Source organism: Xenorhabdus cabanillasii, from assembly GCF_003386665.1.
Lineage (GTDB): Bacteria > Pseudomonadota > Gammaproteobacteria > Enterobacterales > Enterobacteriaceae > Xenorhabdus > Xenorhabdus cabanillasii.
On the sequence record NZ_QTUB01000001.1, the window covers coordinates 894,528 to 919,297 of the forward strand.

General features: G+C 41.5%; 20 protein-coding genes, 1 rRNA gene and 3 pseudogenes. 15 read left to right on the forward strand and 9 right to left on the reverse strand.

From position 1 onward, the window contains the following. The first annotated feature begins 51 nt into the window (after nucleotides 1-51). The 6 genes from rrf to BDD26_RS04500 all read left to right on the forward strand — a co-directional run bounded on the left by rrf (nucleotide 52) and on the right by BDD26_RS04500 (nucleotide 7,184). Nucleotides 52-167, forward strand: a 5S ribosomal RNA gene (gene rrf, locus BDD26_RS04475). 190 nt (nucleotides 168-357) lie between these two features. After that, nucleotides 358-1,287: a homoserine O-acetyltransferase MetA gene (gene metA / locus BDD26_RS04480; protein ID WP_115825648.1), complete on the forward strand. Its 930-nt coding sequence runs from the start codon at nucleotides 358-360 to the stop codon at nucleotides 1,285-1,287. Nucleotides 1,288-1,590: 303 nt separating this feature from the next. Beyond that, nucleotides 1,591-3,189 carry a malate synthase A gene (gene aceB / locus BDD26_RS04485; protein ID WP_038260239.1) on the forward strand — a complete coding sequence of 533 codons (1,599 nt, stop codon included), beginning with the start codon at nucleotides 1,591-1,593 and terminating at the stop codon, nucleotides 3,187-3,189. A 66-nt stretch (nucleotides 3,190-3,255) separates the two neighbouring features. After that, entirely contained in the window at nucleotides 3,256-4,563 is a 1,308-nt protein-coding gene (gene aceA / locus BDD26_RS04490) for an isocitrate lyase (RefSeq protein ID WP_115825649.1), read from the forward strand. 78 nt (nucleotides 4,564-4,641) lie between these two features. Further along, the gene (gene aceK, locus BDD26_RS04495; RefSeq protein WP_038260241.1) at nucleotides 4,642-6,378 is read left to right on the forward strand and encodes a bifunctional isocitrate dehydrogenase kinase/phosphatase; all 1,737 of its coding nucleotides are present in this window, start codon (nucleotides 4,642-4,644) and stop codon (nucleotides 6,376-6,378) included. A gap of 245 nt (nucleotides 6,379-6,623) precedes the next feature. Further along, nucleotides 6,624-7,184, forward strand: coding sequence for a hypothetical protein (locus tag BDD26_RS04500; RefSeq protein ID WP_115825650.1), 561 nt, complete (start codon nucleotides 6,624-6,626; stop codon nucleotides 7,182-7,184). A gap of 139 nt (nucleotides 7,185-7,323) precedes the next feature. Here the strand turns inward: BDD26_RS04500 and BDD26_RS04505 are convergent, their stop codons facing one another. The 4 genes and pseudogenes from BDD26_RS04505 to lysC all read right to left on the reverse strand — a co-directional run bounded on the left by BDD26_RS04505 (nucleotide 7,324) and on the right by lysC (nucleotide 10,586). Beyond that, nucleotides 7,324-7,965, reverse strand: coding sequence for a bifunctional 4-hydroxy-2-oxoglutarate aldolase/2-dehydro-3-deoxy-phosphogluconate aldolase (locus BDD26_RS04505; protein ID WP_115825651.1), 642 nt, complete (start codon nucleotides 7,963-7,965; stop codon nucleotides 7,324-7,326). A gap of 79 nt (nucleotides 7,966-8,044) precedes the next feature. Further along, nucleotides 8,045-8,146: pseudogene (locus tag BDD26_RS20760) on the reverse strand (hypothetical protein); the annotation flags it as partial. A gap of 16 nt (nucleotides 8,147-8,162) precedes the next feature. Continuing rightward, nucleotides 8,163-8,993, reverse strand: coding sequence for a glyoxylate bypass operon transcriptional repressor IclR (gene iclR / locus BDD26_RS04515; RefSeq protein WP_038260246.1), 831 nt, complete (start codon nucleotides 8,991-8,993; stop codon nucleotides 8,163-8,165). Nucleotides 8,994-9,212: 219 nt separating this feature from the next. After that, entirely contained in the window at nucleotides 9,213-10,586 is a 1,374-nt protein-coding gene (gene lysC / locus BDD26_RS04520; RefSeq protein WP_115825653.1) for a lysine-sensitive aspartokinase 3, read from the reverse strand. A 314-nt stretch (nucleotides 10,587-10,900) separates the two neighbouring features. Between lysC and pgi the strand changes: the two genes are divergently transcribed. The 3 genes from pgi to ubiA all read left to right on the forward strand — a co-directional run bounded on the left by pgi (nucleotide 10,901) and on the right by ubiA (nucleotide 14,128). Then, nucleotides 10,901-12,547 (forward strand): glucose-6-phosphate isomerase, encoded by a 1,647-nt coding sequence (gene pgi / locus BDD26_RS04525; protein ID WP_038260249.1) that lies wholly within the window; start codon nucleotides 10,901-10,903, stop codon nucleotides 12,545-12,547. A gap of 182 nt (nucleotides 12,548-12,729) precedes the next feature. Next, nucleotides 12,730-13,257 carry a chorismate lyase gene (gene ubiC / locus BDD26_RS04530; protein WP_038260250.1) on the forward strand — a complete coding sequence of 176 codons (528 nt, stop codon included), beginning with the start codon at nucleotides 12,730-12,732 and terminating at the stop codon, nucleotides 13,255-13,257. Nucleotides 13,258-13,270: 13 nt separating this feature from the next. Continuing rightward, nucleotides 13,271-14,128: a 4-hydroxybenzoate octaprenyltransferase gene (gene ubiA / locus BDD26_RS04535; RefSeq protein WP_170140368.1), complete on the forward strand. Its 858-nt coding sequence runs from the start codon at nucleotides 13,271-13,273 to the stop codon at nucleotides 14,126-14,128. 85 nt (nucleotides 14,129-14,213) lie between these two features. Here the strand turns inward: ubiA and plsB are convergent, their stop codons facing one another. After that, nucleotides 14,214-16,682, reverse strand: coding sequence for a glycerol-3-phosphate 1-O-acyltransferase PlsB (plsB, locus tag BDD26_RS04540; RefSeq protein ID WP_115825655.1), 2,469 nt, complete (start codon nucleotides 16,680-16,682; stop codon nucleotides 14,214-14,216). Nucleotides 16,683-16,819: 137 nt separating this feature from the next. On the opposite strand from plsB, the gene BDD26_RS04545 reads away from it, so the two are divergent. Next, the gene (locus tag BDD26_RS04545) at nucleotides 16,820-17,191 is read left to right on the forward strand and encodes a diacylglycerol kinase (protein ID WP_038260254.1); all 372 of its coding nucleotides are present in this window, start codon (nucleotides 16,820-16,822) and stop codon (nucleotides 17,189-17,191) included. 118 nt (nucleotides 17,192-17,309) lie between these two features. After that, on the forward strand, nucleotides 17,310-17,927 hold the full coding sequence (gene lexA, locus BDD26_RS04550) for a transcriptional repressor LexA (RefSeq protein WP_038260255.1): 618 nt from the start codon (nucleotides 17,310-17,312) through the stop codon (nucleotides 17,925-17,927). Between the two features lie 137 nt (nucleotides 17,928-18,064). Here the strand turns inward: lexA and zur are convergent, their stop codons facing one another. The 3 genes from zur to BDD26_RS04565 all read right to left on the reverse strand — a co-directional run bounded on the left by zur (nucleotide 18,065) and on the right by BDD26_RS04565 (nucleotide 19,461). After that, nucleotides 18,065-18,529: a zinc uptake transcriptional repressor Zur gene (gene zur, locus BDD26_RS04555; RefSeq protein WP_038260259.1), complete on the reverse strand. Its 465-nt coding sequence runs from the start codon at nucleotides 18,527-18,529 to the stop codon at nucleotides 18,065-18,067. Nucleotides 18,530-18,770: 241 nt separating this feature from the next. Then, nucleotides 18,771-19,184: a DUF2628 domain-containing protein gene (locus BDD26_RS04560; RefSeq protein ID WP_038260256.1), complete on the reverse strand. Its 414-nt coding sequence runs from the start codon at nucleotides 19,182-19,184 to the stop codon at nucleotides 18,771-18,773. A 91-nt stretch (nucleotides 19,185-19,275) separates the two neighbouring features. Further along, nucleotides 19,276-19,461 (reverse strand): hypothetical protein, encoded by a 186-nt coding sequence (locus BDD26_RS04565; protein ID WP_115825656.1) that lies wholly within the window; start codon nucleotides 19,459-19,461, stop codon nucleotides 19,276-19,278. Nucleotides 19,462-19,548: 87 nt separating this feature from the next. Between BDD26_RS04565 and dusA the strand changes: the two genes are divergently transcribed. Then, a complete protein-coding gene (gene dusA, locus BDD26_RS04570; protein WP_072021984.1) occupies nucleotides 19,549-20,586 on the forward strand; it encodes a tRNA dihydrouridine(20/20a) synthase DusA in 1,038 nt (345 codons plus the stop codon). Nucleotides 20,587-20,615: 29 nt separating this feature from the next. On the opposite strand, the gene BDD26_RS04575 is transcribed toward dusA, so the two are convergent. Beyond that, complete coding sequence (locus BDD26_RS04575; RefSeq protein WP_115825657.1) at nucleotides 20,616-21,599, reverse strand: quinone oxidoreductase; 984 nt, start codon at nucleotides 21,597-21,599, stop codon at nucleotides 20,616-20,618. A 267-nt stretch (nucleotides 21,600-21,866) separates the two neighbouring features. Here BDD26_RS04575 and BDD26_RS04580 point away from each other — a divergent pair, with 267 nt between their 5' ends. From BDD26_RS04580 to BDD26_RS04585, 3 genes and pseudogenes are all read left to right on the forward strand, one after another. Next, complete coding sequence (locus BDD26_RS04580) at nucleotides 21,867-23,084, forward strand: tyrosine-type recombinase/integrase (protein ID WP_115827491.1); 1,218 nt, start codon at nucleotides 21,867-21,869, stop codon at nucleotides 23,082-23,084. 27 nt (nucleotides 23,085-23,111) lie between these two features. Next, nucleotides 23,112-23,315, forward strand: a pseudogene (locus BDD26_RS20765) (helix-turn-helix transcriptional regulator); the annotation flags it as partial. 6 nt (nucleotides 23,316-23,321) lie between these two features. Next, nucleotides 23,322-24,539: pseudogene (locus tag BDD26_RS04585) on the forward strand (DNA primase family protein); the annotation flags it as partial. Nucleotides 24,540-24,770: the final 231 nt, after the last annotated feature.

The window sequence follows — 24,770 nt, forward strand, 5'->3', positions numbered from 1 at the left end:
GAGAAAGACACATAGCGTCATCAGCTTGTTCGGGATTGAATACGGGATTTGTCTGGCGGCAATAGCGCGGTGGTCCCACCTGACCCCATGCCGAACTCAGCAGTGAAACGCCGGCGCGCCGATGGTAGTGTGGGGTCTCCCCATGTGAGAGTAGGGCACTGCCAGACATTGATTTAGTCAGAGAAGCCATCCGTTACCGGATGGCTTTTTTGCGTTTGATTTTTTTATTGCTTTTTCTTATTTCATAGAATGAAATAATTTCAATTTGCGTACAAGAACTCGACATTATCCCCACCTTTAGGTTAGATTTGGCTATCTAGAAGGCTAAATATATGTGGAATAGTTGAGGTTCATACAATGCCAATTCGTGTACCAGATGAACTACCAGCAGTTAATTTTCTTCGCAATGAAAATATCTTTGTTATGACATCAACAAGGGCGAATGTTCAGGATATTCGCCCCTTAAAGGTATTGTTGTTAAATCTTATGCCAAAGAAGATAGAAACGGAGAATCAGTTTATCAGGCTATTGTCCAATTCACCGTTACAGATTGATATTCAGTTGCTGCGAATAAACAGTCATCAATGTAAAAATACTCCAGCGGAACATTTGGATAATTTTTATTGTGATTTTGAATCCATAAAAGACCAAAATTTTGATGGTTTGATCGTAACAGGTGCTCCTTTGGGATTAGTAAAATTTGAAGATATTACATATTGGCAAGAAATTGAAAAAATTATCAATTGGGCCAAATGGCATGTTACTTCAACACTTTTTGTTTGTTGGGCTGTTCAGGCCGCGTTAAATATTCTTTATAACCTCCCTAAATATACACGAACAACTAAACTATCAGGTGTTTATTCTCATACAATCTCAGATCCTTTTGCGCTATTGACCAGAGGGTTTGATGAATCATTTTGGGCTCCTCATTCACGTTTTGCTGATTTTCCGGAGTCAGTTATTCGTGAGCATACAGATCTAGATATTTTGGCTAGCTCAGAGGAGGCTGGTGTTTATTTGTTTGCCAGTAAAGATAAAAGGTTAGTATTTGTAACAGGGCATCCAGAATATGATGTTGGAACATTAGCAGCAGAATATCAGCGTGATCAAATTGCTGGGTTAGCGCCTGCATTACCAGCCAATTATTTTCCGAATAATGATCCAGAAAATAAGCCTGTTGCAACGTGGCGTAGTCACGGTCATTTATTATTTTCAAATTGGCTTAATTACTGTGTATACCAGATCACGCCATATGATCTGTCTTATATGAATCCTTCCTTAGATTGAACCAGTTTAAAATTGTGAAAAATGAGAACTGACTGAAGCGAGTCATTTCTCATTTTTTTAATTTTCTGTTTTTCTGTCAGCAGATCTCCATTTTTTTCATTTCTTATATATAACAAAAGCTTAACAATATCGTGTGGATTATTTTGGAATTCAATTCCCTGTTTTGTTTTGATTATATTTTATATAAATTTATGATTTTAATGTTTTTTTATAATTATATTAAAATAATGGAAATGGTTTTTGATTTATTTTTTATATTGATTACTCTTATTTGAGTGAACATTTTAAAGTGAGGAACCGGGGATGGCACAGCAAGTGTTAGAAACTAAATTAACTTTTATTAAACCTTTCTCTGAAGCTGAAAAACAGGTATTAACAACTGAATCTGTTCAATTTTTGCAGGGTTTGGTTGTCAAATTTTCTGACAGACGTAGGAAATTATTAGAAGATCGTGTGAATTGGCAGAAGAGAATAGATGATGGCTCTCTTCCAGATTTTATTTCGGAAACTATTTCCATTAGAAATGGAGATTGGAAGATTCAGGGTATTCCTGACGATCTTAAAGATCGTCGAGTGGAGATCACAGGTCCTGTAGAACGAAAAATGGTCATTAATGCATTGAATGCCAATGTTAAGGTGTTTATGGCAGATTTTGAAGATTCTCTGGCACCAACATGGGATAAGGTCATTGATGGGCAAATTAACTTACGCGATGCGGTTAACGGGACAATCTCATATGCTAATGAACAGGGTAAACGTTATGAACTGAAATCTGATCCCGCAGTTTTAATTGCTCGTGTCCGGGGATTACATCTGCCAGAAAAACACGTCATTTATAAGAATGAGCCAATCTCTGGCGGATTATTTGATTTCGCACTTTATTTTTACTTGAATTATAAGCAGTTGCTGGCAAAAGGGAGCGGTCCTTATTTCTATTTGCCTAAAATTCAGAGCTACCATGAAGCGCAGTGGTGGAGTGATGTTTTCAGTTTTACGGAAGAGCATTTCAATCTGCCAAAAGGGACGATAAAAGCTACAGTCTTAATTGAGACACTGCCAGCCGTTTTCCAAATGGACGAAATTCTCTATCACTTACGTTACCACATTGTTGGCCTGAACTGTGGACGTTGGGATTATATTTTCAGTTATATCAAAACATTAAAGAATCATGCTGATCGAGTTTTACCTGATCGTCAGTCTGTCACTATGACACAGCCTTTCCTGAGTGCCTATTCCCGTTTATTAATTAAAACTTGTCATAAGCGCGGTGCATTCGCTATGGGGGGAATGTCGGCATTTATACCGAGTAAAGATCCTGTGCAGAATCAGCGGGTATTAGACAAAGTCAGGGCTGATAAAGAACTGGAGGCTAATAATGGCCATGATGGTACATGGATCGCACATCCCGGCCTCGCTGATGTTGCTATGGATGTATTCAATTCAAAGCTAGGTGATCGACCAAATCAGCTGATGGTTTTCCGTGAAGAAGATGAAACGATCACTGCCGAACAACTGCTTGCACCGAGCTTGGGAGAGAGAACAGAAGAAGGAATGCGGGCGAATATTCGGGTTGCCGTCCAGTACATAGAGGCATGGGTTTCAGGTAACGGTTGTGTACCGATATACGGTTTGATGGAAGATGCAGCTACTGCGGAAATTTCTCGTACCTCTATTTGGCAATGGATCCACCATGAAAAGTCACTTGCCAACGGTAAAAAGGTAACAAAAGAATTGTTCAGCCAGATGCTGAAGGAAGAATTGGTAGTTATTAAACAAGAAGTGGGGGAGGAGCGTTTTAACCAAGGGAGATTTATGGAGGCTTCAGACCTGATGGAACGGATCACCACACAAGATGATTTAGTCGATTTTCTGACCCTGCCGGGTTATCAATTACTCGATTAATGTAAAAAAACAATATCCGATTAATAAATTAATATCTAATTAATTAAGAACAGGAAATAAAACATCATGACCGTTTCTCGAGCACAACAAGTCACTCAATTAGAACAAGAATGGAAAAAACCACGCTGGAAAGGTATTAACCGTCCATATAAAGCTGAAGATGTCATTAAATTGCGTGGCTCAGTCAACCCTGAACATACTTTGGCGCAAATGGGCGCGAACAAGTTATGGGAACTGCTGCATGGAAAATCAAAAAAAGGTTATGTAAACGCACTTGGAGCACTGACAGGTGGTCAGGCGCTTCAACAGGCTAAAGCTGGCATTGAGGCGGTTTATCTTTCTGGCTGGCAGGTTGCTGCTGATGCTAATACCGCCGCCAGTATGTATCCTGATCAATCACTCTATCCGGTTGATTCTGTGCCGAATGTTATTAAGCGAATCAATAACAGCTTTCGCCGTGCCGATCAGATCCAATGGGCAAATGAAATTGCCCCTGAGAGCATGGAATATATTGATTATTTTCTGCCGATTGTGGCGGATGCAGAAGCTGGATTTGGTGGTGTCCTGAATGCGTTCGAACTAATGAAATCAATGATTGAAGCTGGCGCTGCCGCAGTTCATTTCGAAGATCAGTTGGCTGCTGTGAAGAAATGCGGGCATATGGGCGGCAAGGTATTGGTGCCGACTCAAGAAGCCATCCAGAAATTAGTAGCTGCTCGTTTAGCGGCAGATGTATTAGGCGTTCCAACTCTTCTTATTGCCCGTACTGATGCCGATGCTGCTGACTTACTGACATCTGACTGTGATCCTTATGACAGTGAATTCATCACTGGTGAACGGACTTGCGAAGGCTTCTTCTGCACCCGTGCCGGTATTGATCAGGCTATCAGTCGTGGGTTGGCCTATGCACCGTACGCAGATGTTGTTTGGTGTGAAACTTCTACCCCGGATATTGAGGCTGCCCGTCGTTTTGCAGAAGCGATTCATGCAGAATATCCAGAGAAATTACTGGCATATAACTGCTCTCCATCTTTTAACTGGAAAAAGAATCTGGACGATAAAACTATTGCCAGCTTCCAGGAACAACTTTCTGAGATGGGATATAAATTTCAGTTTATCACTTTGGCTGGTATTCATAGCATGTGGTTCAATATGTTTGATTTGGCATATGACTATGCTCGCGGCGAAGGAATGAAACACTATGTTGAGAAAGTTCAAGAGCGGGAGTTTGCAGCACTTGATCGAGGCTATACTTTCTCTTCGCATCAACAGGAAGTGGGCACAGGGTATTTTGATAAAGTAACCACGATTATTCAGGGAGGAGCATCTTCTGTTACCGCTCTGACTGGATCAACAGAAGAGCAGCAATTTTAAGTTTACATATCTATTGATATCACTTTTGGGGGATTCCGTAAGGAATTCCCCTTTACGCGTCGGATTAAGGTGGTAAATATGGAAACAGATTTCGCACACTTAGTTGCACAAACTATTTTGCAGGGATTTGATGCGCAATATGGCCGATTTCTGGAAGTAACTTCTGGCGCCCAACAGCGTTTTGAACAGGCAGATTGGCATGCAGTACAGCAGGCAATGAAGAAACGCATCAACCTGTATGACCACCATGTTGGTTTAGTAGTTGAACAATTGAAATGTATCAGTGGTTCATTGCAATTGCAGTATGACGAAGAGTACATCGCTAGAGTTAAAGCTGTTTATACCCGTTTACTGCCGGATTATCCCCGTTTTGAGATTGCAGAAAGTTTTTTTAACTCAGTTTATTGCCGCTTGTTTCAACATCGCAATTTGCAGCAAGAAAATTTATTTATCTTCTCTTCTCAACCAATGTGTCGCTTTCGTCATATTTCACGACCATTGTCACGGGATTTTTCTCCTGATGGCAACTTAGAATCTATGTTGCGAGCAATCTTAAATGACTTACCGTTGCGTTTGAAATGGGAGAATTTAGAGCGGGATATTGGTTACATCACGCAATACTTATTGAATACATTTTCCCGACATGACTTATTGCAGGCAACATTTCAGATTACTAACGAACTATTTTATCGTAATAAGGCTGCCTGGCTGGTAGGAAAAATCAGACTGGGTACAATGGCTTATCCATTTTTATTACCTATTCACCATGATGAATCAGGCAGAATTTTTATTGATACTTGTTTGACTCATCACGATGATGCCAGCATTGTTTTTGGTTTTGCCCGCTCTTATTTTATGGTTTATGCCCCTTTGCCGGCAGCAATGGTGGAGTGGTTGCGTGAAATCTTACCAACCAAATCAACGGCTGAACTCTATATGGCTATTGGTTGCCAAAAACACGGTAAAACAGAATATTACCGTGAATATCTGACGTTTATTAACTCATCTCAAGAGCAATTTACCATTGCTCCGGGAGTGAAAGGTATGGTTATGCTGGTCTTCACTTCTCCTTCCTTTGACCGTGTATTTAAGGTCATAAAGGACAAATTTGCTCCACAGAAAGAGGTAACTCAGGAGCGGGTTCAGGAGTGTTATCGGCTGGTAAAAGAGCATGATCGCGTCGGAAGAATGGCAGATACACAGGAGTTTGAAAATTTTGTCATTGATAAACGCCATATCAGCCCGGAATTAATGGAGGAACTGCAAAAAGAGATCCCCGCGAAACTCGAAGATCTGGGTGACAAAATCTTAATAAAACACCTTTATATGGAACGGAAAATGATCCCACTGAACATATACATGGAACAAGTAGATGAAACCCATATGAAAGATGTCGTAGAAGAATATGGAAATGCGATTAAGCAGTTGGCAGCAGCGAATATTTTTCCGGGTGACATGTTATTTAAGAACTTTGGTGTTACACGTCATGGACGGGTAATTTTCTACGATTATGACGAAATCTGCTATATGACTGAAGTGAATTTTCGCGATATACCTCCGTCACGTTATCCAGAAGATGAACTTGCCAGCGAACCGTGGTACAGCGTTGCTCCCAACGATGTTTTTCCTGAGGAGTTCCGATACTTTTTATGTAGTGACAAGCGTATTCGTAAGTATTTTGAAGAAAGCCACAGTGACCTGTTTAAAGCAGATTACTGGCGGGCATTGCAGGAGCGTATTAAAAGAGGGCATGTAGAGGATGTTTTTGCTTATCGTAGTAGACAGCGATTCAGTCTTCGTACTGAAATAAACTAAATAATAAATATAATCAGTGGTATTATAATTTCCACAGTTAAAGATAATGTATCGTTGTATGATGAAAAATAGCAACTAAATAATACTGTTTTAAAATGACTAGCTATTCTTTTATCGATTTTAAATGGTATGATTCTATTTAGGAAGATTGGTTTTATTTTTATAGATATATAATTTAATAATTATAATTTTTACCATTAATAGCATCATGTCATTTATTTATAAAAATATTTAAGGAGGAAATAATGGCTCAGATTATTTTATATGGTGATATTTTACATATTAAGAATAATTATGCTAAGGGTAGTTATCTTGATGTTAATGGACAGTCGACTTCAGTGGAGGAAAAATATAATGTTGTTACTTCTGTTTTATCAAATCGTGATACTGGTTCGGGTTCATGGCAGATTTTATCAGCAGAAGGTAAAAGTTTAGGGACGGAAGTTTACAGTTGTGATACGGTGTTTTTATTGAATTTTTATAGAAATAATGGAGGATATCTGAGAGTTAGTGGAAATGCACCGTCACCAGAACTCTATAATGTTTATACTGCGGATAAACCTGTACATGCCCTTGATACTGCAACATGGCATATTTTTTCAGAAGCAAACGATAAACATGATGGTAAAGTCCGTGAAGGTAATATTATTCGTCTGTTGAATGATTTTAACCATACGCATGGCGGTTTTCTCGATGTCTGTTGGCTGGCAAATCAACCTGGTGCTGTATATAAAGTTTATACATCTCTGCTATCAAATAGAGGTAATGGTACGGGGACATGGACATTATCTAAAGCCATTTGTTAAATTGAATCATTTTTATTATCTGAATTATCTTCTCATAAAATTAATTGATTCAAGGAAATATTAGATAAAAAATGATAAATTTTTTCAATGCGGAAATTTTTTAATCTTAAATTTCCGCATTAAGTTTTAGATAAAAAGATTATGCTTCAGCTCCCGCAATTGCACTCCGCGCTAATTCCGTAATATGAGCATAATCACCTTTTTTCAACGCATCATCTGGTACTAACCATGAACCGCCTATGCACAGGACACTATTCAGTGCCAGATAATCGCGGTAATTATCTGGAGAAATTCCCCCCGTCGGGCAGAAGCGTACCTGTGGGAATGGGCCAGCAATAGCTTTCAGGGCTTTTACACCACCATTTGCTTCTGCTGGAAAGAATTTGAAGCAGTTTAAACCATAGCTCATACCTAGCATTAATTCAGAGACTGTGGAGATCCCCGGGATAAGAGGAATTGAACCAGTAGCCGTTGCTTTTAACAACTCACCAGTCAATCCCGGACTAATGGCAAACTGAGCACCGGCTTCAGTGACGGTTACCAGTTGTTCTGGATTAATGACCGTTCCAGCACCGATAATCGCTTCAGGAACTTCCCTGGCGATAAGGCGAATAGCTTCTAGTGCGCATTCAGTTCTCAAGGTGACTTCCAGCACGCGTATTCCGCCGGCAACCATCGCTTTTGCTAATGGTACAGCATGTTCAATTTCATTGATTACAATGACAGGGACGACAGGGCCATTGGTCAGGATGCTTTCTGCTTTTGTTTTCCAGTTATTCATTAGCATTTTCTCTCGTCAAATCAGACATGAGGGATTTAAACTCCCTGATTATAAAAATGTCATTGAACCATGGCTCTTGATTCAAGGCATCATGTAATGACGCATAAGGATGGACAGAAGAGCCTGGTGAATACAATTCCATGGATCTCATCTGGTTGGAATTAGCTGTACCGTAAAAAGTGAAATTGACCGGAATTTCACTTAATTCCTCCATACTCCCGACTAACCTCTTTTGCCGCCCGCATAACAAGGGCACCAAGTTCAGTTACCCGATCATCAGAGATGCGCGATATTGGGCCGGAGATAGAAATAGCGGCAAAAGCCCCGTGATGCTCATCATAAATGCAGGCAGCGATACAGCGTAATCCGAGGGCGTGTTCTTCATCATCGAGTGAAAAACCCTGCTTACGGATTTGTTCAAGATTTTCTTTCAACGCGGCTGCGGTGGTATGAGTATGTTGTGTATAGGCGTGTAATCCTTTTTTATGCAGTAATTGTAGGCACTTTTGTTCGGACAGCGTGGAAAGGAGCGCTTTACCTGCGCCGGAAGCGTGCATCGGCAACTGGCCGCCAATTGGGGCGGACATCCGCATCAGTGCATTACATTGCACCTGATCAACAATCACTGCTTCATACTCATCAATATTGAAAATAGCAAGATTGACGGTTTCACCGGAATCTTCCATTAGCTGGCGTAGAATCGGGTGAACCAATACCATCAGATTGCGGCTTTGCAGAAAGCTGCTACCGACAACAAAAGCATGTGATGCAATTACCCACAATCCCAGATCGCCAATCTGACGGACAAAACCATGCTGCTGTAATGTGGTTAAAAGGCGGTGAGTGGTGGAATTGGGAAGGCCAGCCTGAATAGCAAGGTCAGTCAATGCGACTCCACTTTGTGAATCAGAAATATATTCCAAAAGGGATAGGCCTCGGCTTAAGGACTGAACCTGACCGCTTGCAGCGGCACTACCGGCTGTCATTTTAGTTTTCTTGGTACGTTTGCTGGCAATGGCGGAGCTCATAAGATTCCCTCTAAATTATCCTCTACTTACAGCATGACTGTGGTAGAAAAAATGGAATTTGTTTTCGTTTTCTTATTATGAATGATAAAGAGGGAAAAAACACATCCGATGAGTAGAGGAAAAAATTGCTTTTAGTTAGAGGCAGTATGAGAGTTGAAGGTGTAATCTCATCCCATAATGGGATGAGATTATGTTACATCATGATCAGCCTTATGAACTTTAATCTTCAAACAGATTACGATGAAGTGTCTGCACGATCTGTTCTGCATCTTTGCCGGGCACGAGCAGACAAACATTATGGCTACTTGCTCCATAGCTGATCATGCGGATATTAAAAGATTCCAGAGGGCCAAAAATCTCTTTTCCTAATCCTTTGGCCTGTGAAAGTTTATTGCCGATAATTGCCACCAGTGCCAAATTTTCTTCAACTTCCACACGACACAATGTTGAAAGTTCAGTCAGCAGGGCATTGGTCAGCAAACTGCCGTTCGTGCTGGTGGAGCCCGTGGTATCCAGTGTCAAAGCAACACTCACTTCTGAAGTGGTAATCAAATCCACCGAAATATTATGACGTGAGAGCAGGGTAAAAACTTCTGCCAGAAAGCCTCTTGCATGCAACATTTTCAGGCTATGCAGGGTTAATAAAGTTTGTTTACGCCGCAATGCCAATGCCCGAAAACGAGGTGGATTTTCTGTTCTGTCGCAAACCAATGTACCGTCGGCTCGCGGTTCTTTACTCGAACCAACAAAAACAGGAATACCACTGCGGACGGCTGGCAGTAGGGTAGCTGGATGGAGAATTTTGGCACCGAATGTTGCCATCTCAGCCGCTTCATCAAAAGCAATCTTATCAATACGTTTGGCGGTTGGGGCAACTCTGGGATCGGTTGTGTAGATCCCCGGAACATCCGTCCAGATATCGACACGCCGCAAGCCCAGTGCTTCGCCAAGCAGGGCGGCGGTATAATCACTGCCGCCACGTCCTAAAGTTGTTGTGCGGCCTTTTTCCTCTCTGCCGATAAAACCCTGTGTAATGACAATCGTGTTATTCAGGCGAGGCTGGAGATGTTCTGTCACTAATATATTGAGCTGATTTGTGTCAGGCTCTGCTTGCCCAAATTGGTCATTGGTACGCATTATCCGGCGGATATCAAACCATTCGGCATCCGTGTTGCGCTGACGTAACAATTCGGTAAACAGCAGTGTAGACATGACTTCCCCATGACTGACTAACTCGTCAGTCAACGCCTTAGATGTTGCCAGTGAGGCAGTTTCTGACAACGTTGCGATATTATCCAGTAAATGCTCAATCTCTTCTTTAAGCACAGCCGTTTCATTTAACCGCTTGATAATTGCATATTGAATATCACGGATCTGCTTCAGGCACTTCTCCCGTTTATCGTTATCGCAACCAGATGCTAATGTGACCAATAGGTTAGTGACACCAGCGGAAGCTGATAAAACGACTACGCGAACATCTCTGTTTGCCAAAATAATATCAGCACAGTTATTCATGGCATCAAAGTCCGCCACACTAGTACCACCGAATTTTGCAACAACATACTGCGAATAGGGAGAAGATACTGCACTCATGGATGATAGCCTTCTGTTTTAGGAATAGAGAGTTAGTTTAGAAATAGAGGGTTAGAAATATCGGGTTAGCTTTGTTGAGTCAATGCTTGAGAATTAAGCATCAATATCTTTCATGATCAGAATGAAATTATCGTTTTTGCCTATATATCTAATGGATGCCGAATTTGAAGGATATAAGCAATTAGAGCTGGAAATAATAACTTATTTTGACCAATATCAGTCAGTAAAAGGAAAAAGAGATCCATCACAGCATTAACTTGTTACAATTCTATGCATTCCTATTGTTTATCTACAGTTGATAGAGAGCATCATTCATGAAAAACATCAACCCTAGCCAGACCGAAGCCTGGAAAGTATTGCAACAGCATTTTGAACAGATGAAGAATGTCCACTTACGAGATCTGTTTGAACAGGATAAGGCGCGTTTTGCGACATTCTCTGCAACGTTTGACGATCAGATTCTGGTTGATTACTCCAAAAACCGTATTACTGCGGAAACATTGGAAAAATTACAGTCATTGGCGAAAGAAACGGATTTATCCGGTGCTATCCATAGTATGTTTTCCGGTGAAAAGATTAACCGTACTGAAGATCGTGCTGTGCTGCACATTGCTCTGCGTAACCGCAGTAATTCTCCAATTCACGTAGATGGGGAAGATGTTATGCCGCAGGTGAATGCGGTACTGGAAAAAATGAAATCGTTCAGTGAGCGTATCACCGGTGGAGAGTGGAAAGGCTATACCGGCAAAGCTATTACTGATGTGGTAAACATTGGTATTGGTGGCTCCGATCTTGGCCCATATATGGTGACTGAGGCGCTGAAAGCCTATAAAAATCACCTCAATATGCACTTTGTTTCCAATGTGGATGGAACCCATATTGCGGAGACATTGAAATCTCTGGATCCAGAAACCACACTATTCCTGATTGCGTCCAAGACCTTTACCACACAGGAAACGATGACTAATGCTCATTCTGCCCGTCATTGGTTCCTGCAAAGTGCAGGTGATGAAGCATATGTGGCTAAACATTTTGCCGCGCTTTCAACTAATGAGAAGGAAGTCAGCAAATTCGGCATTGATCCACAAAACATGTTTGAATTCTGGGATTGGGTCGGTGGCCGTTATTCCCTCTGGTCTGCAATAGGCTTATCCATTGCTCTTTCCATTGGTTATGATAACTTCGAGCAGTTGCTGAGTGGTGCTCACGCTATGGATAAACACTTTGAGCAAACCGCACCTGAACAAAACATTCCTGTTCTGTTAGCGCTGATTGGCATCTGGTATAACAATTTCTTTGGTGCAGAAACTGAAGCGATTCTGCCTTATGATCAATATATGCACCGTTTTGCTGCATACTTCCAGCAGGGAAATATGGAATCAAACGGTAAGTATATTGATCGCAATGGCAATCCGGTAAGTTATCAGACCGGGCCCATTATCTGGGGTGAGCCGGGTACAAATGGTCAGCATGCCTTCTACCAGCTTATCCATCAGGGAACGAAACTTATTCCATGTGATTTTATAGCACCCGCAATTAGCCATAATCCGGTTGCTGATCATCACAGTAAACTGCTATCTAACTTCTTCGCACAAACTGAAGCGCTGGCCTTTGGTAAAACTCAGGTGCAGGTGGAAGCTGAATTTACTGCCGCCGGGAAGAATGCACAGGATGTGGCAAATGTTGTGCCGTTTAAAGTGTTTGAAGGTAACCGCCCAACCAATTCAATTCTGTTGCGCGAAATTACACCATTCAGTCTGGGCGCATTAATTGCCATGTATGAACATAAGATCTTTGTTCAGGGGGCAATTCTGAATATATTCTCATTCGATCAATGGGGAGTAGAACTGGGCAAACAATTGGCGAACCGTATTCTGCCTGAATTGCAGGGGACAGAAGTTGTGAATAGCCATGACAGTTCTACAAATGGCCTTATTAACTGCTTTAAAGCGTGGCGTTAATCTGATTTTCTATTTTATTTAATTTATGTCCCTCCAGTAACACCATTTATTGGAGGGATATTCTTTGTAATTTCCATAATTTGTTATCAACTTTTTATTTTATTGGCCTGCAACATGCTATCCTCACATTCCATTCGTTGTGCTGTCGGAGAAATTGATGTTCTCCGCAATTGGAAAATGACATGGCAGATGACACAATATTAACTTCTACACCTATTCGCTGGTTTTCGGCTGGTGAAGTCAATACTCCGGAAAATATTTTAGACTGGCTGATGGAAGTCGGTTCAATGACACATCGTTTTGAACAACATTGCCATCATGTAACAGTTGCACCATTTCGGGAATGTTTCATTACAGCAGCAGATATTGGCGATGAAAGTGAGCACTTACCTATAAGTGAAAAATATTGGTTACGTGAAATTGTCCTATATGGGGATAGTATTCCGTGGCTATTGGGGCGTACAGTAATCCCTGAGGAAACGTTAACAGGGCCAGACAAAAAGCTGGTGGATGTAGGAACCGTTCCACTTGGGCGCTACCTGTTTAGTGGCAATAATCTGACACGGGATTATATTCAAATAGGCCAACAAGGACAGCGTTGGGCGCGGCGCTCTTTGCTGCGGTTATCAGAGAAGCCTCTACTACTTACAGAAGTTTTTTTGCCGGAATCACCTGTATATAAAATAAATAATATGAAAAGGGAGAAATAGATTGGAGGTCAGTATGACGCAAAATAAATGGCGCGCCTATTGCCGTTTAATGCGTATCGATAAACCCATTGGTGCATTATTGTTATTATGGCCAACCTATTGGGCATTATGGATAGCAGCAAAAGGTATGCCGAACTTACATATCTTGCTGGTTTTCACTCTGGGTGTCTTTTTCATGCGGGCGGCAGGATGTTGTATTAATGATTTCGCTGATAGGAAATTTGACGGGCATGTTGAACGGACAAAATTTCGTCCGCTCCCCAGTGGTGATATCAGCGAAAAAGAATGCAAAATTTTGTTTGCTACACTTGTGTTGATCTCTTTTGCACTTGTATTGACACTGAATAAAATGACGATTGCTTTATCCTTTGTCGCGTTGGGGTTGGCATGGTTTTATCCTTTCGTTAAGCGGATCAGCAACTTGCCACAAGTCGTGTTGGGTGCGGCATATGGCTGGTCAATTCCTATGGCTTTCTCAGCAGTAAGTGAGTCCTTACCGTTACAGTGTTGGTTGTTATTTTTGGCGAACATAATCTGGTCTGTAATCTATGATACTCAGTATGCCATGGTGGATCGGGAAGATGACCTGAAAATCGGTGTGAAATCAACAGCAGTGCTGTTTGGGCGCTTTGATAAGTTAATCATTGGTACTTTGCAATTTGTTATGCTGGCAATGCTCGTATCGGTTGGTTGTATAGTGAATTTAGGGGGAATGTATTACTGGACAGTATTATTGGCAGGAGCGCTCTTCATCTATCAACAAAAACTGATTTCTGATCGTCAGCGGGAATCTTGTTTTCAGGCATTCATGAACAATAATTACGTTGGTTTTATTTTGTTCCTCGGTATTCTTTTCAGCTATGTTTTTTAAGAGAACGGGCGGTAGCACCGCCCGTTAATCTTCTCTTTTTCAGCACAATCAGATTAAGAACAATTCTTTTCAGAATATCAATGTGTTATTCCTGATTTTCATCTGCTGGTTTTTGGTCATTATGCTCAGGAGGCATGCTGACACTCTCAATGGTCAGACGGATCTCTGGAGACATTAACTTACTCAATACCTGATAAAGTGCATGGGCACTTATGGTGACCAGGTTACCGCTATCGTGGATATAACCTTCTTCACGCAATGTATTCACTGAGCAAGCGAAAACCGCTTTATCAAAGAATTCCGGCGCGTTGATTCCATGTAGCACTGATAAACGTTGTGCCAGCATCCGGCTCTCTTTCTCCAATGTACCCCGGCTGATCTCGGGAGTTGCATTCAATAGAGAAAGCGTGATGGCATAGCGTTGTAATGTTTCCCGGATACCTGCTGCCAGCAATTGTAATGGACGAATACGCGCAGGATTGAGTACCAGTATTTCCTGCTCTTTATTACAAATCAGGTATTGACGTGCCAATTCATCAATCAATGTATTAACCACATCAGGCAACTCTTTCTTGCTATAACGCATGAAAAGTTCTTGCTTAAGCAGAGGATAAATCAGTTGTACCTGCCTAAGCAGCTCACTGCGGCTGATACGGCGGTGATGCATCACAATGCTGGAAATCAAAGACGGCAGGATCAACAGATGTTGGATATTGTTGCGATAATAGGTCATCAATACCGCATTTTCGCGAGGCAGGATAATAATATCCCCAAGACTATCTTTTTCGACCTCAAATTTATTCATTCGTAAAGCATGATCCAACAGTTCTTCTGCTGTTTTGTTCGGTACTGTGACATCATTCGCGTAGGAAGCATTGCGCAACAATTGCATATAGCAGTCTAATTGCTCAATCAACTGTTCGCGAGTAAGTGCCCGCTGACGTGATGACAATAAAGCCGTGCTACATAAATTAATTGCGTTTGCGGCTGCGGCGTTGTTGATGTTAACCATAATATTGTCAGCCAGCTTACTGACCGTTGGAGTCAGCCATGCCGGGCGCTGTGCTTCTATTGGGTCGATAGAATCACGCCATTCAGGAACATGTTGGTTCAGATATTGTACTATTGGGATTGGTTCACCAAAGTTCACATAGCCTTGTCCCAGATTACGCAGTTTACGTAACCCACGAACCATCTGGAAAAACCCTTCTTTTTCTTTGGTTGCGCCCCGTAGCTCTTTGGCATAAGTCGCAACTTCCATCACATGTTCGTAACCGATATAGATTGGCACAATGGTGATAGGGCGTGATTCTCCGCGCAGCATTGCCTGTAATGTCATCGAAAGTGTACCAGTTTTCGGATCGAGCAGGCGGCCTGTCCGGGAACGTCCTCCTTCAACAAAATATTCAACAGAATAACCACGGGAAAACAGCTCTCCCAGATATTCGCGGAAAATTGTCGAATAGAGTTTGTTACCTTTAAAAGTGCGGCGGATGAAGAATGCACCAAGGCGGCGGAATATCGGCCCTGCTGGCCAGAAATTCAGGTTAATACCGGCTGCAATATGTGGTGGAACCAGCCCCTGGTGATAAAGCACGTAAGAAAGCAGCAGGTAATCCATATGGCTGCGATGGCATGGAACATAGACCAGTTCATGACTATCTTGTGCCAATTGGCGGATCCGTTCGGCATTATGGACATTGATACCCTGATAGAGGCGGTTCCACGTCCAGCTCAAAACACGGTCTGTTATGCGTACAGTTTCATAGGAGAAATCCGCTGCAATCTCTTCCAGCATATTGATAGCGTTTTGTTTTGCTTTCTCTGGCGAGATTTTCTTGCTACGGGCTTCATCGGCAATGGCTTTTTCAATGGCCTTGGATGCCAGTAATTTTCTGAACAGATCCTGTCGGGCAGGTAAACGTGGTCCGACTGCGGCCAGACGTTGACGGGAATAGTGGATCCGTGCAACACGGGCAAGTTTATTGGCAATAATCGTATCCGTACCATGATCATCGGCTATACTGCGCAATGAAACAGGCGTGGAGAAACGAACAAAACTATCCCGCCCGAGCCACAGGATTGCAAAAAACTTCTGGATCCCATTGAGAAGGCGCAACTGTGGTGCTGTATTTGTTTCTTGCCCTTCACGTCCCGGGGAACGTCCAAACATCACGGAAACGGGCACCATCTGAATATCCAGATTAGGGTTATTGCGATGTAAGTCCAGATAAGAATGAAAAATCTTTACGGACTCATGCTTGGGCGCATAACAGCGGAACACTCGTGGGCCGTCATCAATAAAAACACAACTTGGGAGCTGTGTATCATCAATATCCAAAGGATTTAAAGGATCTGGTAGATCTTGAGCCAGACATTGTTGACGCAAGGTCAATAAGTCGGCTTTTGAATGATACGGGAGCACATACAAAATAGGCCGGGTCGTATCAAGACTCAACTCTTGAATGGGAGCCGTTGGAATAAGTTTACTTTTTACTAAAATTTTTATCGGAAAATTCAATAACTTGTAATATATTTTACGCCAAGCTGACATAACTGCTTTAAGCCTCTTATTAGCAATGCGTCGCAAGCATACCAGAAACAGATTTTGAGATCTGTGGAAATAAGATAATAATAAGATATAAAAGTTATATGATCTTAAAACTATTATGATTATTGAAGAAAGTTTTTATGGCGAATCAATCAACAGGCTTGAGCCGTATTATTAAAGCGGCGAGGTATTCAGCAAAAGGTATTAAAGCCGCGTGGCAGAATGAGGCTGCATTTCGGCAAGAGGTAATTTTAGCTATCTTAGCGGTTATTGTGGCATTTTCCTTTGATTTTGGCATGCTTGAGAGACTTTTTCTCATTAGCTCTGTCATATTGGTGGTTATTGTTGAAGTGCTAAACAGTGCAATTGAGGCTGTGGTTGATCGAATCGGCAGTGAATATCACGCATTGTCGGGGCGAGCAAAAGATATGGGCTCTGCTGCCGTATTTTTAGCTGTTATTTTGGCACTGTTCATCTGGGTAACAATCATTGGGTCGTATTTTATACGCTAAGGTGATTTATTTTTCGTCAAAATTCGTTATTTAGCGGCTTTTACATTCTGACAGGTTCCCAATTCAATTTTAGCTGTATATACTCACAGTCAGACTGTATAAACAAACAGGGGGCGAAATGAAAGCATTAACTGCCAGGCAGCAACAGGTTTATGATTTGGTGCGTGACCATATTTCGCAAACGGGTATGCCACCGACACGTGCTGAAATTGCAGCACGCCTTGGTTTTCGTTCACCTAACGCAGCAGAAGAGCATTTAAAGGCACTGGCGCGTAAAGGGGTGATAGAAATTGTCGCTGGTGCTTCCAGAGGAATCCGTTTGCTGCTTGAAGAGGAGGATGAAGGTACGGGATTACCACTAATCGGTCGTGTTGCTGCTGGTGAACCACTATTGGCTCAGGAACACATCGAAAGTCATTACAAAGTGGATCCGGAATTATTTAAACCAAATGCTGATTTTCTATTGCGTGTTCGCGGTATGTCAATGAAAGATATCGGTATTATGGATGGTGATTTGCTTGCTGTGCATAAAACGCAGGATGTTCATAACGGGCAGGTTATCGTCGCACGGATTGAAGATGAAGTCACAGTAAAACGCTTCAAACAAACAGGAAACAGAATTGAACTGATTGCTGAGAATCCTGAATTTGAGCCTATCGTTGTGGATTTACGCAAACAGAATTTTACCATTGAAGGATTGGCAGTTGGCGTTATTCGTAACGGGGATTGGTTCTGATTGTAAAAGCGGATAATTACAGTTTGCCATTTTGGGCGGTCATTTTTCATTGTTCCCGCGAATCAAAAGATTATCTGGGAACTTGGAAATTAATAAACTTTTCAGTGATGACCGCCTAATAAAACGAATTTTAAAACTTATTCCGTACAGGAATTCATTTCATGGCAGGAAGAGCACAAGCCGTGAACTTCTATCACACTGTGTCGCAGATTAAATCCTGCATCTTGCGCTAACTTTTGTATAGCTGATTCAATATCTTTAGCATCCTGTTCGGTAACAGAACCACAATTATCACAAAGAAACATAGCTGATGTATGACAAGGTTCTTCAAAGTGATGACAAATCACATAACTATTCGTAGATTCTATTTTGTGGACAAAGCCCTGTTCCAGTAAAAACTCCAACCCACGATAGACTGTCGGCGGTTTTGCCTGTGGCTCAGCTTCACGGAGCAGATCCAGCAAATCATAGGCACTTATTGCACCTGGTTGTGCTGAAATTAAACGCAGAATTTCAAGGCGTTGGGGTGTTAAACGAACCCCTCGTGACAGGCAGATTGCCTCAGCCCGTGTCAGTAACTTTTTTTGATTGATAGTTTTCATTACATCCTTCACACCCAGCATATGCCAATGGTTGTAATGTTATCATGTTTTTCAATTCGTAGCTTCGTAGCTGAAATCTGCTTAATGGTCATGACTCTGCCATTCTCCTTGATTACCAATTAATAAATTATTTTCTCTAAATAACATGTCAAAATTGTTGGGTATTTTCTTACTCCCCTGCGACGCGAGGAGTAAGATATCCTCATCATTATTATCTTTTAGAATAGAATGTTAATTTGGATCATTTTTCATCGAAGAATATACCCTTAAAAGGGTTCCAGCTATCATCACCTTTTATTTCTTTCAGATAGTAGGCATAGTTGGCTGAAAGTCCATATAGGAAAGCAAATGCTACTCCTATAGCATTATAAAAATTATCTGATAATTCAAGGCTGAATATTGAATCTATAATTCCTAAAATAAAAATTATTGCAAAAATAAATCCAAGTAACGTTAATCCTTTTTTCCATAATCCGAGAATAATGAAATAAATAAAGTTAAAGAATACTGCAAAAAAATTCATATTTATCTTGATCTGTTTAAGAAAAGGTAAATTTCTTAATGCTTCTCGGTTCTTTTTAGATGCTGGTGAACCATTATTTTCAAAGAATTCGAAACGTTCTTGCCATTTTTCAGAATATTTAGATTTATCCATTGTTTTTCCTTAATTATATTTAATTCAATATCATCTATCTACACCGCTGCTTGCGGCGGGGATATTTATTTATGTATATGGAATCATACTCTTAAATTAATGGTAAAAATAGAAAAGCCAGCAATAACAACACAAAATCAACCATTGAGTTTATATATAAGCCGCTTAACTGAGACTTTTTACGTCTAATTTCAACATCAATATCAGAAATAATACCTAATGTTGTTGTATCAATACCATCTGCGCGGAGGCGTTTTTCTATGCTATAGTAGGCCATAATTGAAGTCCTCCTATCCGGGTCCCCAAATTAACGGGGTGCTGTTAGGGGTACTGGTAATTCAAAAATAGCCTAAAACAACCTTAAATGCACGAAAATATACAGAAACTAAAACATAGTGAATTCACTGATATACCAACTAGAAAAGGGGGACTTAAGCCTTCCCGCTTCTCAGTTGCGCCCATGCTAGACTGGACTGACCGCCATTGCCGTTATTTCCATCGCCTGTTAAGTAAAGAAGCGCTGCTTTACACAGAAATGGTCACCACAGGCGCAATTATTCATGGCAAAGGGGACTATCTGGCTTATAACGAGCAAGAGCATCCGCTGGCGTTGCAATTGGGCGGCAGCGAACCCCAGGCATTGGCACACTGTGCTAAGATAGCGCAAGAGCGTGGTTACGATGAAATTAATTTGAATGTCGGTTGCCCGTCTGATCGTGTGCAGAATGGTCGTTTTGGTGCGTGTTTGATGGGAGAGGCTGCGCTGGTAGCCGATTGTGTCAAGGCGATGCAGGATGTTATAGATATTCCTGTCACAGTTAAAACCCGCATCGGTATTGATGAGCAGGATAGCTATGAGTTTTTATGTGATTTCATTGATACAGTCGTGAAAAACAGTGAGTGCGATCATTTTGTGATCCATGCGCGCAAAGCGTGGTTGTCTGGTTTGAGTCCAAAAGAAAACCGTGAAATTCCGCCTTTGGATTATCCAAGGGTCTATCAATTGAAAAAAGATTTTCCACAACTGATGCTTTCTATTAATGGTGGAATTAAATCATTGGAAGAAGCGAAGCAGCATTTACAGCATGTTGATGGTGTGATGATTGGGCGGGAAGCTTACCAAAATCCAGCTATTCTGGCTCATGTGGATCGTGAATTATTTGACCAAACTGCTCCCGTGACAGATACCGTTGAGGTGGTTAAGGCGCTTTATCCTTATATCGAACAAGAATTGTCAAGAGGTACTTATTTAGGGCACATTACCCGCCATATTTTGGGCATTTTTCAGGGTATTCCTGGTGCACGCCAATGGCGTCGTCATTTGAGTGAGAATGCGCATAAACCTGGTGCTGACATTATGACTGTTGAAAAAGCATTGGAAATGGTAACAGAGCGGATGTAATCCGCTCAGGTGCTTGTTCAAAATGGGAATCATGGTATCAACAAACTGGAACCGTGGGTTGCACGGCTTTCCAGTGTCTGGTGTGCTCTTACCGCTTCGCTTAGTGGAAACTTCTGATTTTCTCGGACATCTACATTGATTTTACCGCTGGCAATAAAATCAAACAGGGTTTTGCTGGCTTCAGCCAACTCTTTATGCGTAGTGATATAACCATTAAGAGAAGGTCGGGTAAGAAATAGTGAACCTTTCTGATTGAGAAGTCCGACATTCACTCCTGTTACTGGTCCCGAAGCGTTACCGAAACTGACCATTAATCCTCTGGGAGCTAAGGAATCAAGTGAATCCAGCCACGTAGCCTGACCGACGGAATCATAAACCACATCAACTTTTTTCCCGTCAGTGAGTTCCAAAACGCGTTCCACAATATTTTCACGGTTATAATTGATGGTCTGCCATGCACCCGCAGCTTTGGCAAGGTTAGCTTTTTCGTCTGAACCGACTGTTCCAATCAATTTTGCACCTAATGCGTTTGCCCACTGACAGGCAATCAAACCGACACCACCGGCTGCGGCATGGAACAGGAAAATTTCACCTGCCTGAACCTTGTGTGTCTGATAGAACAGGTAATAGACCGTTAATCCTTTCAAAAGAGAAGCAGCCGCCTGTTCAAATGAAATTGCATCCGGCAGGATAGCCAATTTACTGGCGGGAACATTATGTACTTCACTGTATGCGCCCAAACCGGACTGAGCATACGCCACACGATCTCCAATTTTAATGTATGACACATTTGAACCTACTTTTGTGACAACTCCAGCGGCTTCCGTCCCTAATCCACTGGGAAGGCCTGCTGGTGGGTAGAGGCCACTACGTACATAGGTATCAATATAATTGATTCCGATAGCTTTATTCTCAACCTGTACTTCATCAGGCGCAGGATCAGTAGGTATAAATTCACAATATCGGAGTACTTCTGGGCCGCCAGTGGCGGAAAATTCGATGTGTTTTGCCATGGTAACTCTCTTATTCTTTAAGAAATATTGGGAACAACCTCGCACGTTTGTAATAGAATCGCTGTAAACGGCGATAATATCCCCTAAATCATTGCAGACTATATATATTTACTTCGTGTGTTGAAGTTTGTCTATGATTATTGTTTTTATATAAATATCAAATAATTAATTAATAATTCAACTGTATGTTGTTACAGTGTTTATTGACGTTTTCTCACCGTTGCAGCAGACTATGTATAAACAATTGTATAAATACTTTTAGTGATCATGGCTGCCGAACTAAACAAGCTCAGTGACAAAAAACTTAGAACCCTGCACGGAAAAGAAAGGGGCAATATTGAATTTTTTGCTGATGGTGCTGGATTGAGCGCCAAAGCATCTAAAGCTGGTGGCATTAGTTGGGTCTTTACTTACCGACTTGATGGCAAAAAGTTAAACCGCCTTACTATTGGGCGCTATCCTGATGTGAGTCTCAAACAGGCTCGAGAGGCGAGGGATAAATGTCGTAGTTGGCTAGCATCTGGTAAAGATCCAAAGCTGCAATTTAACTTAGTGATGCAGGAATCATTAAAACCAGTCACTGCAAAAGACGCTATCGAATATTGGATAAAGCACTACGGCAGAGAGAATCGAGTGAATATTGATACCCTCATTCTGCAATTAGAAAAACATATTTATCCTTATATTGGTGAAATGGCACTGTCTGACTGTGAAACAATATATTGGCTGCAATGCTTTGATAGAATGAAAAAGAAAGCTCCGGTGGCTGCTGGTTCTGTATTTCAACTGTGCAAGCAGGCTCTAAAATTTTGCCGAGTAAGAAGATATGCAGTTAGCCATGTATTGGATGATTTAACTATTCAGGATGTTGGAAAAAAACAAAATAAAGGTCAGCGTTATTTAGAAGATAATGAACTTGGTCAATTATGGGGATCCATAAATTCAGGTGGTTACCTACCTTATTATAATAATCTATTGAAAATAATGATTGTATTTGGTTGCCGGACACGTGAGATCAGGTTATCGAAATGTTCAGAGTGGAATTTTAATTCTATGCTATGGACTGTGCCAAAAGAAAATAGCAAGACAGGCGAGAAAATCATTCGTCCAATACCAGAATTTATGAAAGCATTCTTAGAAGATTTTGTTTATCAAAACAATAAAAGTGATTACCTCTTAGGGGAATTTAAAAAACTTGAAGCAGTCGCCCAATATGGCAGAAAAATATGGAAAAAATTAGAGCATGACGAGGAATGGTCTTTGCATGATTTGAGGCGAACGTTTGCAACTAAATTAAATGACATGGGTATAGCACCACATATTGTAGAACAGCTTCTAGGCCACGCTTTGCCGGGTATTATGGCGATATACAACAAAAGCCAATACCTACCAGAGAAGCTGGACGCTTTAAACAAGTGGTGCGAGCGGCTGGATGTATTGGCGGGTAATTATGAGAATGTGGTTATATTAAAAGCAGTTCAATAATGAAAATTGATGAGCTTCATTCTGTGCATGACCATTCAATACAGCACTCCTACACCTGAAGAATGCCGATCTATCCTTTCCGAATATGGTGAACCTTATGATCGTCTTATCCGTGAAAAGGAACGTCAGCACATCACCTCTATTTCCAGAACCTCAGCATGGAAGTTGGAAAATGAAGGCCGCTTCCCTGCCCGTAAACCATTAGGCCGTAATTCCTGTGCTTGGTTGCTTAGTGATCTACAGCGGGCGATGGTCACTATCTTTGATGAACATGAAACACCGTATGACCCAACAGGAATTAAAAATGCCATCGGGGCAATGAAATTACAAATTCCGGTCATTGGAGAACAGAAACGAGAAATCATTGGGTTTAGTAACGGCGTTTATGATTTATCAAAAGGTGAATTTAAACCGCATGATCCTCAGCATTGGTTATTGAACCATAACGGCATTGAATTTACTCAGCCTGCTGTGGGTGAGAGCTTACAGGCTCATGCCCCTAATTTTTATCGTTGGTTATCTCATGCCGCGGGCAATGATAGTGACAAAATGGCTCGCATTAACGCTGCCCTGTTTATGATTCTAGCAAATCGTTATGACTGGCAGCTTTTTATTGAAGTCACCGGCGAAGGCGGCGGCGGTAAAAGTGTGTTTACCTATATTGCGACGTTATTAGCAGGAGAACACAATACGGCCAGCGGTAATATGAGAGCTTTGGACGAAGCGAGAGGCAGTTATCAATTTGTCGGGAAAAGCCTGATTACCTTGCCTGATCAGGTTAAATATGTGGGTGAAGGTGCGGGCATTAAAGCCATTACCGGCGGCGACCTGATTGAAGTTGACGGGAAATATGAGAAGCAATTCTCTACCATCACCAAAGCCGTGGTATTAGCCACCAATAACGAACCCATGAGCTTTACAGAACGCAATGGCGGGATAGCAAGACGGCGGGTGATATTTCCGTTTAATATTCCGGTGAAAGAATCCGAGAAAGATCCCCAATTACCGAAGAAAATCAGTCGAGAACTGCCGGTGATTATCCGGTATTTATTAAACGAATTTGCCGACCAGAACAAGGCTAAGAAACGACTACAGGCACAACGCGATTCCGGCGAAGCATTATCGGTAAAATGCAATTCCGATCCCCTGTATAATTTCTGTGCTTACTTAGTCTCGCTGGGGGAAGAATTAGGCATGAAAATGGGAACCAAGAATATTTACCCCAGGGCACCCAGAATCTATTTGTATCACGCCTATTTGTCCTTTATGGAAGCTTATGGGTTTGAAAGACCGCTGACATTGACTAAATTCGGGGATTCCTTGCCTAAAGTGATGCAGGAATATAAAAAGGACTATCGCAAATTTAAAACTAAAAAGGGTTATTACTACAATGTGAATTTAACGGATGATGCTAACGAATGGCTTCCGGCTGTTCCTGAACACTTGAACAAGTAGTCCCCTTATATAAAGTTTTGCTATTAACTGTGCACCCTATGCACCAATAAGATTAATTTATTGAATTATAATGAAAAAATAAGGTGCACAGTATGAACAGTTGGTGAACACCGTATTCACCATTGAAAATTACATATTATCAATGTATTACATAGAAAGTGCACAGGGTGCATAGTTGAGAGGTTCAAAAAGATTTTCAGGGGGGTATCCTCTGGCAGGTAAATAAAAGCC